The following is a 13,704-nucleotide window of genomic DNA, read 5'->3' on the forward strand; positions in this document are numbered from 1 at the left end:
TGGCCATGTCCACGCAGGCCGAACTGGTTCTGGATGCGCGCAATGCCACTGGCGAGAGTCCGGTCTGGCACGTGGGCGAACAGGCGCTCTACTGGGTAGACATTCCAGCGCGCAAGCTGTGCCGCTGGCAGGCCGCCACGGGCGCTACCCGTCACTGGCTGGCACCTGAAATGCTGGCCTGCATCGCCTCGCGCGGCCCGGAGGCGGGCTGGGTGGCGGGCATGGAAACCGGTGTGTTCGAATTGCAGCCGCATGAAGACGGTCATCTCGATGCCAAGCCGCTGGCCGGGGTGCGGCATGCACAGATGGGCATGCGCTTCAACGATGGCCGCTGCGACCGGCAAGGGCGTTTCCTGGCCGGCACCATGGTGCTCAATATGGCCCTTGGCGCCCGTACTGGCTGCGTGTACAGCTATGAAAAAGATAGCGGATTGAAAAACCTCCTGAGCGGTTTCATCACACCCAATGGCCTGGCTTTCAGCCCGGACGGGCGCACCATGTATTTGTCGGACTCCCATCCTTCGGTGCAGACGGTTTGGGCTTTTGACTACGACACTGAAACCGGCACGCCGGCAAACCGCCGCGTCTTTGTCGACATGAACCCGCTGCCGGGACGCCCGGATGGCGCTGCGGTGGATGAGGACGGCTGTTACTGGATTTGCGGCAACGACGCCGGACTGGTTCACCGCTTCACGCCCGAAGGCAGGCTGGACCGCTCGCTCGCCGTGCCCGTTAAAAAACCCGCCATGTGCGCCTTTGGCGGCGCCGGGCTGGACACCCTGTTCGTGACATCGATTCGCCCCGACGGAGTCGATCTATCTGACCAGCCGCTGGCCGGCGGTCTGTTTGCGCTGCGCCCCGGCGTGCGCGGACTGCCTGAGCCGCAATTTTCCTTCTTTTCTGTCAGTAGTTTTTAACCAAGTCAATCAATGGAGACAACCATGACCTTCCGCAGAAACTTTGTCGCCGCCGCTGTTGCAGCTGTCGCATTCTCCGCATCGTTCACCGCCGCCGCACAGAACATCATGCTCAAGGCTACTGATACACACCCGGCGGGTTATCCCACCGTGGTGGCCGTCGAGAACATGGGCAAGAAGCTTGAAGCCGCCACCAATGGCCGCATCAAGATGCAAATGTTCCCCGGCGCGGTGCTGGGGCAGGAAAAGGAAGTGGTCGAGCAGACCCAGATCGGCGCCATCCAGATCGCCCGTATCTCGCTGGGTGTGGTCGGCCCGGTCGCACCTGACGTGGACGTGTTCAACATGCCCTTCGTATTCCGCGACATCGCTCACATGCGCAAGGTGATCGATGGCCCGATTGGCGACGAACTGCTGGCCAAGGTCAGCGCCAGTCCGGCCCGCCTGGTCGCACTGGGCTGGATGGACGGCGGCGCGCGCAGCCTGTACACCAAGAAGCTGGTCAAGACCCCTGCCGATCTCAAGGGCGTGAAGGTTCGCATGATGGGCAACCCGCTGTTCGTGGACACCATGAATGCCATGGGCGGCAACGGCATCTCCATGGCCTACGGCGAAGTGTTCAGTGCGCTGCAAACAGGCGTGATCGACGGCGCGGAAAACAACCCGCCGAGCATGTTCACCTCCAACCACTACACCACTGGAACCAAGTATTACGCGCAGACCAACCACCTGATCATCCCGGAAATCCTGGTGATGTCCAAGGTCACCTGGGACAAGCTCACGCCCGCCGACCAGGCCCTGGTCAAGAAGTTCGGTCGCGAGGCGCAACTGGACCAGCGCGCGTTGTGGGACAAGAGCGTGGAGGAGTACTCGGCCAAGCTCAAGGCTGCCGGCGTCGAGTTTGTGCCGGTCGACCAGAAGCTGTTCTATGACGCGACAGCCCCTGTGCGCGCCAAGTACGGCACGAAGTTTGCCGACCTGATGAAACGCATCGACGCGACCAAGTAACGCGGTCGCCGCCCCTCGCGGGAGCATCGCCAACGGCGGTGTTCCCGGCCTTCGCCTGTTGCGGAACTCCCATGAAACACCACACCCTGCATTTCAACGACCGGCTGTACCTTGCGTGCATCTGGATCTCCGGCATCTCGATCTTCGTGATGTCCCTCATCATCCCCTGGGGCATCTTCACCCGCTATGTGCTGGGCACGGGCTCGCAGTGGCCCGAGCCCATTTCCATCTTGCTGATGGTGGTGTTCACCTTCTTTGGCGCGGCGGCGGCCTACCGGGCCAACGCCCACATTGCCGTGGCCATGGTGACCGATCGGCTGCCCGCCAGCGTGCGCGGCCTGCTGCTGGTGCTGATTGACCTTCTGATGCTGGTCGTGGCCCTGTTCATGGCCGGGTACGGCACCAAACTGTGCATGGAAACCTGGGGCCAGAACATTGGCGAGATTCCCTGGATGCCGGTGGGCGCGACTTACCTGCCGGTGCCGCTGGGCGGTGCCATCACGCTCATTTTCGTGTTGGAGCGCATGGTGTTCGGCCACCAGGGCGGGCGCGAAGTGGTCACGTTCGACCATGAAAAAATAGAAGGGGAGGCACTCTGATGGATGCATTCATTCTGCTCGGGTCCTTTCTCGCCCTGATGGTCATCGGCATGCCCGTGGCCTACGCGCTCGGCCTGTCGGCCCTGATCGGCGCCTGGTGGATCGACATTCCGTTCGACGCCATCATGATTTCCATTGCCAGCGGTGTGAACAAGTTCTCACTGCTGGCCATTCCGTTCTTTGTGCTGGCCGGGGCCATCATGGCCGAAGGCGGCATGTCGCGCCGGCTGGTGGCCTTTGCCAGCGTGCTGGTGGGCTTTGTGCGTGGCGGCCTGTCGCTGGTCAATATCCTGGCGTCCACCTTTTTCGGGGCGATCTCCGGTTCGTCGATGGCTGACACCGCGTCCATCGGTTCGGTGCTGATTCCCGAGATGGCGAAAAAGGGCTACCCGCGCGATTTCGCCACGGCCGTGACCGTCAGCGGTTCGGTGCAGGCCATCCTCATCCCGCCCAGCCACAACGCGGTGATCTATTCGCTGGCGGCCGGCGGCTCGGTGTCCATCGCGGCGCTGTTCCTGGCGGGCGTGCTGCCCGGCCTGCTGCTAGGATTGACGCTGGCCATCCTGTGCCTGTTCATCGCGAAAAAGCGCGACTTTCCCAAAGGCAGGGTCATTCCGATGCGCGAAGCGTTGCGCATCTGTGGGGACGCGCTGTGGGGCCTGATGACCATGGTCATCATCCTGGGCGGAATCCTGTCCGGTATCTTCACCGCCACCGAGTCCGCCGCCATCGCGGTGCTCTGGGCCTTCTTCGTCACCATGTGCATTTACCGTGACTACAAGTGGCGCGATCTGCCCAAGCTGGTTCACCGCACGGTCAAGACGCTGGCGATCGTGATGATCCTGATCGGCTTTGCTGCCAGCTTCGGCTACATCATGACGCTGATGCAGATCCCGCAGCAGATCACCGGCATGTTCACCAGCATCTCGAGCAACAAGTACGTGGTGCTGATGATGATCAACATCCTGCTGCTGATACTGGGCACGCTCATGGACATGGCGCCGCTGATCCTGATCATGACGCCCATCCTGCTGCCGATCGTCACGACCATCGGCGTGGACCCGGTGCATTTCGGCATGATCATGATGGTCAACCTGGGCATGGGCCTCATCACGCCACCGGTGGGCGGCGTGTTGTTCGTCGGCGCGGCGGTAGCCAAGTTGCCGATCGAGCGGGTGGTCAGGGCCCTGTACCCCTTCTTTGGCGCATTGCTGCTGGTCTTGGCGGCGGTGACCTATGTTCCCGCGTTGTCGCTGTGGTTGCCCAGCCTCCTGCTGAAGTGAGCCGCCGCGCCATGAAAATCGTAGCCGTTCGGGTCACGCCCATCGCCATCAAGGATCCGCCACTGCTCAATGCGCTGGGTGTGCACGAGCCCTTCGGCCTGCGTTCCATCATCGAGGTGGAGGGGGCGGATGGCCAGGTTGGCTTGGGTGAGACCTATGGCGACGCCGCTGTTTTGACGCTTTTGCAGAAAACACAAGCGAGCCTGGTGGACATGAGCCCTTTCGATCTCAACGGTTTATGGGCGCGTGTGATGGCCCAGGCGCCGGCAGCGCAAGCGGGCGCCGCCGTGGAGATGGAACTCGCGCCCGGTTCGCTGGCCAGCAACCTGGTCAACAGCGCATTTTCTGCTTTCGAGGTCGCCTTTCTTGACCTGCAGGCGCGCAGCCTGGGCATTCCTCTCGTGGAGTTGCTGGGCGGGGCCGTGCGCAATTCCGTGCCGTACTCGGCCTACCTGTTCTACAAATTCGCGGCCGAGGTGGACCCGGAGTACGCGCCCGACCCTTGGGGTGAGGCGCTCAACCCGCAGCAGATTGTGGCGCAGGCGCAGCGCATGATCGGTCAGTACGGCTTTGAGAGCATCAAGCTCAAGGCCGGCGTGCTGGAGCCCGATGCCGAGGTGGCCACCATCAAGGCGCTGAAGGCAGCCTTTCCGGGCCACCACCTGCGCATCGACCCCAACGGCAACTGGTCGCTGCCCACCAGCATCCGTGTGGCCGCCGAGCTGGCGGGCGACCTGCAGTACTATGAAGATCCCACGCCCGGACTGGAAGGCATGGCCGAGTTGCACAAGGCCACGGGCCTGTTGCTGGCCACCAACATGGTTGTCACGTCCTGGGATGAACTGCGCCGCAGCGTCGCGCTCAATTCGGTGCAAATCGTGCTGTCGGACCACCACTACTGGGGCGGACTGCGCGCCACACAGGCGCTGGCGCGCACCTGCAGCACTTTTGGTTTGGGCCTGTCCATGCATTCCAACTCGCACTTGGGCATCAGCCTCATGGCCATGACGCACCTGGCGGCCTCGGTACACCACCTGAGCTATGCCTGCGACACCCACTACCCCTGGCAGGAAGACGAAGTGCTGGCCGGTGGCAAGGTACCCATCACCGGCGGCTGCGTGCACCTCACCGACGAGCCGGGCCTGGGCGTGACGCTGGACCAGGATAAGCTGGCCGAGCTGCACGAAGCATTCCTGCGCTGCCGCATTCGCACCCGCAATGACGTGAACCAGATGCAGCGCTATCGCCCCGACTGGACCGCCGTCAAGCCGAGATTCTGAAAACCATGAGCCCAGATCCCCTCTATATCCGCATGCATACCAGCGACAACGTCGCCATCGTTGCCAACGATGGCGGGCTGGCACCGGGCGCCACTTTTGCCGATGGCCTGAGCCTGCGCGAGCACGTGCCCCAGGGGCACAAGGTCGCGCTGGTTGATCTGCCCAAGGGCAGTGCGGTGCTGCGCTACAACGTGGTGATCGGCCATGCGCTCAAGGACATCCCGGCCGGCAGCTGGGTGCATGAGCGGCTTCTGGAGATGCCGTCGGCACGCGAGCTCGACAATTTGCCCATGGCGACTGTGCGGCCCCCGGTGCCGCCACCGCTGGAGGGCTACACCTTCGAGGGTTACCGCAATCCTGACGGCTCGGTCGGCAGCCGCAACATTCTCGCCATCACGACAACAGTGCAGTGCGTGGCGGGCGTGGTGGAGTTCGCCGTCAAGCGCATCAAGGACGAACTGCTGCCGCGTTTCCCGAACGTGGACGACGTGGTCGGGCTCGAACACAGCTACGGCTGCGGCGTTGCCATCGATGCGCCCGACGCCATCATTCCGATACGCACCTTGCGCAACATCACGCAAAATCCAAATTTTGGTGGCGAGGTGATGGTGGTCAGTTTGGGCTGCGAAAAGCTCCAGCCCGAGCGTCTGCTGCCCCCGGGCAGCATTGCGATTGCCGATGAGCGCAACGCCGCCGACGCCGCGCTCGACGTGGTCTGCCTGCAGTCGGAGGACCACGTGGGCTTCATGTCGATGATCGATTCCATCATGGCCACTGCCTTGCCGCACCTGGAGCGGCTCAATGCCCGCCGGCGTGAAACCGTGCCCGCGAGCGAGCTGGTTGTCGGGGTGCAGTGCGGCGGCAGCGATGCCTTCTCTGGCGTTACCGCCAATCCTGCGGTCGGCTTTGCGACCGACCTGCTGGTGCGCGCCGGTGCCACGGTAATGTTCTCCGAAACGACTGAGGTGCGTGACGGCATAGCCCAGCTGACCTCGCGCGCAAGCACCCCCGAAGTCGCCGAAGCCATGATCCGCGAGATGGCCTGGTACGACGCCTACCTGCAAAAGGGCCGTGTGGACCGCAGCGCCAACACGACACCGGGCAACAAACAAGGCGGCCTGTCGAACATCGTGGAAAAGGCGATGGGATCGATCGTGAAATCAGGCAGCGCCCCCATCAGTGGCGTGCTGTCGCCGGGCGAAAAGGTCAAACAGAAAGGGCTTATCTACGCCGCCACACCGGCCAGTGATTTTATTTGCGGCACCCTGCAGCTCGCCGCCGGCATCAACCTGCATGTCTTCACCACAGGCCGCGGCACCCCTTACGGCCTGGCGGAGGTGCCGGTGATCAAGGTCGCAACGCGCAGCGACCTGGCCAGGCGCTGGCACGACCTGATGGACGTGAACGCCGGCCGCATCGCCGACGGCAACGCCAGCATCGAGGAGGTGGGCTGGGAGCTCTTTCACCTCATGCTGGAAGTCGCCAGTGGCCGCAAGAAAACCTGGGCCGAGCACTGGAAACTGCACAACGCCCTGGTGCTTTTCAACCCGGCCCCCATTACCTGAACCTCCACTGAAGCTCCAATAAGAGAAATCCCCATGACACAAGTGACCCCTTACCAATCCTTTCCCAACAGCTTCAAGCGCGACCTGCGGGCCGGCAAGAAACTGATCGGCTGCTGGTCGTCGCTGTCCAACGCCATCACCACCGAGGTGCTGGGTGTTGTCGGCTTCGACTGGGTACTGCTGGACGGCGAGCATTCGCCGAACGATGTGGCCACCTTCATTCCGCAGCTGATGGCGCTCAAGGACAGCGTCACTGCGCCCGTGGTGCGCCCTTCGTCCAACAACGAGATCGAAATCAAGCGCCTGCTGGACGCCGGCTTCTACAACTTCCTCATTCCCTTTGTCGAAAGCGCCGAAGAAGCACGACGCGCTGTCGCCGCAACACGGTACCCGCCGCAAGGCATTCGAGGCGTGTCAGTGGCCCAGCGCAGCAACCGTTATGGCACGGTCCCCGATTACTTCAAGTCGATCAACGAGCATATCTGCGTGATGGTGCAAATCGAGAGCCGTGCCGGTGTGGCCGCCGCACGCGAAATTGCCGCGCTGGACGGTATTGACTGCGTGTTTGTGGGCCCCTCGGACCTGGCGGCGGCCCTGGGCCATCTGGGCAATGCCGGCCACCCTGAAGTGCAGGCCGCCATTGCCGCCGTGTTTGCCGATGCCAAAGCCTGCGGCAAACCCGCCGGTATCCTGGCACCGGTCGAGCTTGATGCGCGCCGCTACATGGACATGGGCGCCACTTTTGTAGGCGTCGGCAGCGACCTGGGTGTATTCCGTTCGGCCTTGCAGGCCTTGCATGACCGCTACCGCGCCTGAGTATTCATCAATCACATAACTGGAGAAATTCAATGAGCAAGCTTGGCTTTATTGGCCTGGGCATCATGGGTGCGCCCATGGCCGGGCATATGATCAAGGCGGGGCATGAGGTGTTTCTCAACACTCGCAGAAACGTGCCTGCCGATCTGCTGGGCGGCAAGTCGACAGCCTGCGCCTCGGCCCGCGAGGTGGCCGAGCAGGCCGACATCATTTTCCTGATGCTGCCTGACACACCCGATGTGGCGGCGGTGCTGTTCGGCAAGAACGGCGTGGCCGAGGGCTTGTCCCAAGGAAAAATCGTCGTTGACATGAGCTCGATTTCGCCCATGGAGACCAAGGCGTTCGCCCAGAAAATCAATGCGCTGGGCTGTGACTACCTGGATGCCCCGGTGTCTGGTGGTGAAGTCGGTGCGAAAGCGGCCAGCCTGACCATCATGGTGGGCGGCCCGCAGGCGGTGTTCGAGCGCGTGAAACCGCTGTTTGAGCTGATGGGGAAAAACATCACTCTGGTCGGCGGCAATGGCGACGGCCAGACCTGCAAGGTGGCCAACCAGATCATCGTGGCGCTCAACATCGCGGCTGTCGGCGAAGCCCTGCTGTTTGCCAGCAAGGCCGGCGCAGACCCTGCCAAGGTACGCCAGGCGCTGATGGGCGGTTTTGCCGCGTCCCGCATTCTGGAAGTGCATGGCGAACGCATGATCAAGCGCACCTTCAACCCGGGTTTTCGTATCGGCCTGCACCAGAAGGATCTGAGCCTGGCGCTGGATGGGGCCCGCGCCCTGGGTGTGGCGCTGCCGCAGACGGCCGGCGCCGCCCAGCTGATGCAGGTCTGCAGCGCCAACGGCATGCAGGACCTGGACCACTCGGCGCTGGTGCGCGCGCTCGAGCTGATGGCTGCGCACGAAGTGGCCAAGGCCTGAACGTCGCTGCCACAGTGCTTCATTCAAACCTGTTTAAGGAACTGCCATGTCAATGAATCGTCGCCAAGCTCTCGCTTCATCGATAGCCCTGGGTCTTGCCGCGTCCGGCGTCCAGGCCCAGGCCTGGCCGGCCCGACCGATACGCATCGTCGTGCCCTACCCGCCGGGCGGCTCTTCGGACATTATTGCCCGCGCCATCAGCCAGTCGCTGTCGGAAGCGCTCAAGCAGCCGGTGATTGTCGACAACAAGGCCGGGGCCAACGGCAACCTGGGTGCCGATGCGGTGGCCAAGTCCGCGCCCGATGGCTACACCTTGCTGCTGTGCGATACCGGCGCGCTGGCCATCAGCCCCTCGGTCTACCCCAAGCTGGCGTTTGACCCGGGCAAAGACCTGCGCGGCGTCACCATGCTGGCTTATTCGCCGCATCTGCTGGTGGTGCACCCGTCGGTGCCGGCCGGCAACCTCAAGGAGCTGGTGGCCCTGTCGCAGAAGTCCCCGCTCAACTTTGCCGTCACGGCCATGGGCAGCGCGCCGCACCTGGCCGGTGTCGCGGTGGAGCGGGCCAGCCAGGCCAAATGGCAGTACATCCCCTACAAAGGTGGTGCCCAGGCCGTCAGCGACACGATTGCCGGGCAAACCCAGGTGCTGATGAACGGCATGCTGGCCACCTTGCCGTTTGTGCAAAGCGGCAAGCTTAAGATCCTCGGTGTGTCCAAACGCAGCCGCATGCCGCTGATCGGCGATGTGCCGACGCTGCAGGAGCAGGGGCTTGCGAATTTTGAATCCGGCACCTGGCAAGGGGTGCTGGTGGCCAGCGGTACACCGGCGAGCATCGTGGCGCGGCTGAACACCGAGCTGATCAAAATCATCCGCAGCCCGGAGATTCGCGCCAAGCTCAGTGGGCAGGGCGCCGAAGTGGTGACGATGGCCCCGGCCGAGCAGGACCAGTTTTTCAAGCAGGAGCGCAAGCGCTGGGCCGAGGTGGTGGCGCAGGCGGGGATCAAGCTGGACTGAGGCAGGGGCATGAAGCAAGCTTGGGTCCGCAGTGTAAAACTCCGGGATTTGCCAGAAATGCGATTTTTAGTTAAAGTAAGGATTCCTTACTTTGACTGAGCTTCCATGCTTGCCAAAATCACTTCCAAAAACCAGCTCACGCTCCCCAAAAGCGTGACACAAGCCGTGGGTGCCACGGAGTACTTTGACGTGGAAGTCCGCGCCGGCCAAGTCATCCTGACGCCGGTGCGCATACAGCGTGGCGACGCGGTGCGTGCCAAGCTCGCTGAATTGGCGTTAAGTGAAGCCGACGTGGCAGATGCCGTTGCGTGGGCGCGGTCTTCGTCTGCATCGGCAGCCCTGGCCTCAGAGTCTGCGGCGGCTTATGGTGCCGCTCCCCCAAAGGCGGCGTCTGCGAAGCCCAAACCGGCTGCACGCAAAAAGGCCGCTTCCAAAAAACCAGCGTCCAAAGCATGACCGCTCCTTTGCGGGTGGTGCTAGACACCAACGTGGTGCTCTCGGCGCTGGTGTTTGGTGGTGGCGTGGCGGGACGATTGCGCCTGGCCTGGCAGGAGGGCACTTTTGTGCCACTGGCGAGCACCGACACCGCGCTGGAACTGGTGCGTGTGTTGGGCTATCCGAAGTTTCGCTTGTCTGCGCAAGAGCAGGAAGAGTTGCTGGCCGACTACCTGCCACACACCCGCACGGTACGCATTCCTACGCCACCCCCGGCAGTGCCAGTGTGCCGCGACCTGCTGGATTTGCCATTCATGCACTTGGCTGTGGCAGGCCGCGCACAGGTGCTGGTATCTGGTGATCGTGACCTGCTGGCTCTGGCAGATGAGTTTGAGCAGGCGTTCAATTGCCCGATCGTGAGTCTGGACACGTTTGCCCGCACCTATCTGACAGGGTAAAGGACAACCGAAGTTGCTATTGAAAACATAGCTTATTGCGTAATGAGGGCGATGGCTGCAGGCGGATTTTTCAATAAAAAGCTGCCGACAAGTCCCGGCAGTTTTTTGGAGCTACTCTGCGATCGACCTCAGGCCGAACCCCAAACCTCCCGCGCTGTTTCCACCACCAGGCGCAGCTTGGCGCGCTGCGCTTCAACGGCAATGTCGTTGCCATGCACGGTGCTGCTGAAACCGCATTGCGGTGACAGCGCCAACTGTTCCAGCGGCGCGTAGCGGGCTGCTGCGTCGATGCGGCGTTTCAGGTCGTCCTTGTCTTCCAGTGAGCCAAACTTGGTGGTGACCAGTCCGAGCACCACGGTCTTGCCTTTGGGCAGGTAACGCAGCGGCTTGAAGTCGCCGCTGCGCGCGTCGTCGTACTCCATGAAGTAGGCGTCCAGGTTCATTTCTTTGAGCAGCGCTTCGGCCACCGGCTCGTAATTGCCCGATGCCGCGTGCGTGCTCTTGAAATTGCCGCGGCACAGGTGCATGGCCAGCAGCATGCCGGGCGGCTTTTGCGCGACCACGAGGTTGATGAATTTGGCGTAGCGGTGCGGCAGCTCATTGGGGTCGTCGCCGCGCTGGCGTGCGGCTTCGCGCATTTTTTCGTCACACAGGTAGGCCAGGTTGGTGTCGTCCATCTGCACATAGGTGCAGCCGGCAGCGGCCAGCGAGCGCAGCTCGTCACCGTAGGCATTGGCCACGTCCTGGTAGAACTGCGGCTCCAGCTCGGGGTAGTGCTCCTTGCTGATGCCGGCCCGGCCGCCGCGAAAGTGCAGCATGGTTGGTGACGGAATGGTCACCTTGGGTGTGTTGCCTGCCGAGACCTGGCTCTTGAGGTACTGAAAGTCGGCCAGCTGGATATCCTTGATGTGGCGCACCTTGTCAATCACGCGCATCACCGGCGGAGCCAGCTCCTGGGTACCGTCGGGCCGGATCACGGTCACCGGGATGTCGGTCTTCACGCCGCCGATCTGCTCCAGAAAGTCAATGTGAAAGTAGGTGCGGCGGAACTCGCCGTCGGTGATGCTTTTCAGGCCCACGTCTTCCTGGAATTTCACGATCTCGGTGATGGCCCGGTCTTCCACCTGGCGCAATTGCTCGGGCGTGATCTGGCCCTGGGCTTTCTGTTCGCGGGCTTCAAGCAGGTATTTCGGGCGCAAAAAACTGCCCACGTGGTCATAGCGCGCGGGCAGGTGAGGGGCGGTGTTACTGGTGTTGCTCATACGGAGTCCTTGGTTGAGGCGGTGAGTAACTTGCATATTAAGGCATTGATCATTTGTTTTAATGAATACAAAAACTGGTGAAAACACCTAGAAGCAGCTGTTTTCTGTTGATTTTTCTTCTTTTATGTATACAGTGCGTATCCATGAAAGCCGAAAAACCCACCTTTCCGCTCAACGCCTGGTACGCCGCGGCCTATGACGTTGAAGTCGTGCGTGTGTTGTTGCCGCGCACCATCTGCAAGCAAAAACTGGTGATGTTCCGCAAGACCGATGGCACGGTGGCCGCGCTGGAAGACGCCTGCTGGCACCGGCTGCTGCCGCTGTCCATGGGCCGCCTCGACGGCGATGAGCTCACCTGCGGCTACCACGGCCTGGTCTACAGCGCCCAGGGGCGCTGCACCCACATGCCGAGCCAGGAAACACTGAACCCTTCGGCCTGTGTGCGGGCTTACCCGGTGCTCGAAAAACACCGCTTTGTCTGGGTCTGGCCGGGTGATCCGGCCAAGGCCGACCCGGCGCTGGTGCCCGATCTGCACTGGAACGACGATGCCGAGTGGGCGGGTGACGGAAAAATGATCAAGGTGAAGTGCGACTACCGCCTGGTGGTGGACAACCTGATGGACCTCACGCACGAGACCTTTGTGCACGGCTCCAGCATTGGTCAGCGTGCGGTGGCGGAGGCCCCGTTCGTGGCCACGCATGGCGATCGCACTGCGACCATCACACGCTGGATGGAAAACATTGATGCGCCGCCTTTCTGGGCCGGGCAGATCAACCACTCCCTGGGTTACCAGGGCCTGGTGGACCGCTGGCAGATCATTCGGTTTGAAGCGCCCTGCACCGTGACGATTGATGTGGGCGTGGCCCAGGCCGGCACAGGCGCCGTGCCGCCCGGCGGCAATGCAGGCGATGCGCGCTTGAGCAACCGCAGCAGGGGCGTCAACGGCTTTGTGCTCAACACCATCACGCCCGAGACCGACGGCACCTGCCACTACTTCTGGGCCTTCGCCCGCAACTACTGTCTGGGCGAGCAGCGCCTCACGCATCAGCTGCGCGAGGGCGTGGCCAGCATCTTCCGCGAAGACGAGCATGTACTGGAAGCACAGCAGATCGCCATGGACGAACACCCGGACCACCAGTTCTACAACCTCAACATCGACGCCGGCTCGATGTGGGCCCGCAGGCTGATCGACAAGATGGTGGCGAAAGAGAACAGACCGTCGTCGGTCATCCCCATCAGGAGCGTGGCATGAAAATTTCCGTCATTGCGGGCTTGACCCGCAATCCATGTCGCGCAGGCCTAACATCCAGGATGCCGGGTCAAGTCCGGCATGACAGCCTATGAGTGCTATAAAAAATATAGCGAAAAGTACAGTCTCTGAAAGGGCTGAAGGCCAAATTGGTTCTGAAAGCGCGCAGGTCCGTGCGCTACTGAAGCTGCGCGAGCTGATCCTCTCGGGCGAACTCGCCGGCGGCACCCGCATTGCCGAACTGGCGATTGTCGAGCGCCTCGGCGTGTCGCGCACGCCGATACGCGCGGCACTGATGCGGCTGGAGCAGGAGGGCCTGCTCGAAGCCTTGCCCAACGGCGGTTATGCCGTCCGGACCTTTTCCGAGCGCGACATTGCCGACGCCATTGAACTGCGCGGCACGCTGGAGGGTTTGCTGGTGCGGCTGGCGGCCGAGCGCGGCGCGCCGGCGGTGGTGATGGGCGAGGCCAAAGACTGCCTCAAGCAGGTGGACGCGGTGCTGGCCCAGCCCGCCCTGAGCGACGAGGCTTTCTCTGCCTATGTGGATTTGAACGAGCGTTTTCATGCGCTGCTCTATGAGATGGCCGACAGTCCGGTCACCGTCAAACAGTTGGAGCGCGTGGTCAGCCTGCCGTTTGCGTCGGCTTCGGCGTTTGTCGTGGTGCAGGCCAACTCGCCGCAGGCGCGCGACATGCTGGTGGTGGCGCAGGACCAGCACTGGCAGGTGCTCGATGCCATTGAGCGCGGCGAGGGCACACGCGCCGAAGCCCTGATGCGCGAGCACTCCCGCCTGGCCCAGCGCAACCTGCGCCAGGCGCTGTCCGGCCAGGGTGGAGCGCAGATGCCTGAATCGATGAAAGCCATGAAGCTGATCCGCCGGCGCGGCTAAACACACC

At 62.6% G+C, this 13,704-nt stretch carries 14 protein-coding genes; 13 read left to right on the plus strand and 1 reads right to left on the minus strand.

The genetic code is table 11. The features are described from left to right. Positions 1 to 5: 5 nt before the first annotated feature. The 11 genes from V6M61_RS06355 (at position 6) to V6M61_RS06405 (ending at position 10,296) form a co-directional block, all read left to right on the plus strand. Complete coding sequence (locus tag V6M61_RS06355) at positions 6 to 917, plus strand: SMP-30/gluconolactonase/LRE family protein (protein ID WP_332775726.1); 912 nt, start codon at positions 6 to 8, stop codon at positions 915 to 917. 24 nt (positions 918 to 941) lie between these two features. Then, entirely contained in the window at positions 942 to 1,925 is a 984-nt protein-coding gene (locus V6M61_RS06360; protein ID WP_332775727.1) for a TRAP transporter substrate-binding protein, read from the plus strand. A 71-nt stretch (positions 1,926 to 1,996) separates the two neighbouring features. Continuing rightward, positions 1,997 to 2,524, plus strand: coding sequence for a TRAP transporter small permease (locus V6M61_RS06365; RefSeq protein ID WP_332775728.1), 528 nt, complete (start codon positions 1,997 to 1,999; stop codon positions 2,522 to 2,524). Further along, positions 2,524 to 3,807, plus strand: coding sequence for a TRAP transporter large permease (locus V6M61_RS06370; RefSeq protein WP_332775729.1), 1,284 nt, complete (start codon positions 2,524 to 2,526; stop codon positions 3,805 to 3,807). Before V6M61_RS06365 ends, V6M61_RS06370 begins: the two co-directional genes overlap by 1 nt. Positions 3,808 to 3,818: 11 nt before the next feature. Next, positions 3,819 to 5,087, plus strand: a complete 1,269-nt coding sequence (locus V6M61_RS06375; protein WP_332775730.1) for a glucarate dehydratase family protein — start codon at positions 3,819 to 3,821, stop codon at positions 5,085 to 5,087. 5 nt (positions 5,088 to 5,092) lie between these two features. Beyond that, positions 5,093 to 6,652, plus strand: a complete 1,560-nt coding sequence (gene garD / locus V6M61_RS06380) for a galactarate dehydratase (RefSeq protein WP_332775731.1) — start codon at positions 5,093 to 5,095, stop codon at positions 6,650 to 6,652. 33 nt (positions 6,653 to 6,685) lie between these two features. Then, a complete protein-coding gene (gene garL / locus V6M61_RS06385; protein WP_332775732.1) occupies positions 6,686 to 7,468 on the plus strand; it encodes a 2-dehydro-3-deoxyglucarate aldolase in 783 nt (260 codons plus the stop codon). 32 nt (positions 7,469 to 7,500) lie between these two features. Continuing rightward, positions 7,501 to 8,388, plus strand: a complete 888-nt coding sequence (glxR, locus tag V6M61_RS06390) for a 2-hydroxy-3-oxopropionate reductase (RefSeq protein WP_332775733.1) — start codon at positions 7,501 to 7,503, stop codon at positions 8,386 to 8,388. Between the two features lie 46 nt (positions 8,389 to 8,434). After that, on the plus strand, positions 8,435 to 9,403 hold the full coding sequence (locus tag V6M61_RS06395) for a Bug family tripartite tricarboxylate transporter substrate binding protein (RefSeq protein ID WP_332775734.1): 969 nt from the start codon (positions 8,435 to 8,437) through the stop codon (positions 9,401 to 9,403). Positions 9,404 to 9,508: 105 nt separating this feature from the next. Further along, entirely contained in the window at positions 9,509 to 9,859 is a 351-nt protein-coding gene (locus V6M61_RS06400) for an AbrB/MazE/SpoVT family DNA-binding domain-containing protein (RefSeq protein WP_332775735.1), read from the plus strand. Continuing rightward, complete coding sequence (locus tag V6M61_RS06405) at positions 9,856 to 10,296, plus strand: putative toxin-antitoxin system toxin component, PIN family (protein ID WP_332775736.1); 441 nt, start codon at positions 9,856 to 9,858, stop codon at positions 10,294 to 10,296. Before V6M61_RS06400 ends, V6M61_RS06405 begins: the two co-directional genes overlap by 4 nt. 128 nt (positions 10,297 to 10,424) lie before the next feature. Here V6M61_RS06405 and V6M61_RS06410 read toward each other — a convergent pair whose 3' ends face one another. Further along, complete coding sequence (locus V6M61_RS06410) at positions 10,425 to 11,558, minus strand: 5-methyltetrahydropteroyltriglutamate--homocysteine S-methyltransferase (RefSeq protein ID WP_332775737.1); 1,134 nt, start codon at positions 11,556 to 11,558, stop codon at positions 10,425 to 10,427. Between the two features lie 143 nt (positions 11,559 to 11,701). On the opposite strand from V6M61_RS06410, the gene V6M61_RS06415 reads away from it, so the two are divergent. Then, entirely contained in the window at positions 11,702 to 12,811 is a 1,110-nt protein-coding gene (locus V6M61_RS06415) for an aromatic ring-hydroxylating dioxygenase subunit alpha (protein WP_332775738.1), read from the plus strand. Between the two features lie 88 nt (positions 12,812 to 12,899). Next, the gene (locus V6M61_RS06420; protein WP_332775739.1) at positions 12,900 to 13,697 is read left to right on the plus strand and encodes a GntR family transcriptional regulator; all 798 of its coding nucleotides are present in this window, start codon (positions 12,900 to 12,902) and stop codon (positions 13,695 to 13,697) included. Positions 13,698 to 13,704: the final 7 nt, after the last annotated feature.

Source organism: Polaromonas sp. (genome assembly GCF_036676035.1).
Lineage (GTDB): Bacteria > Pseudomonadota > Gammaproteobacteria > Burkholderiales > Burkholderiaceae_C > Polaromonas.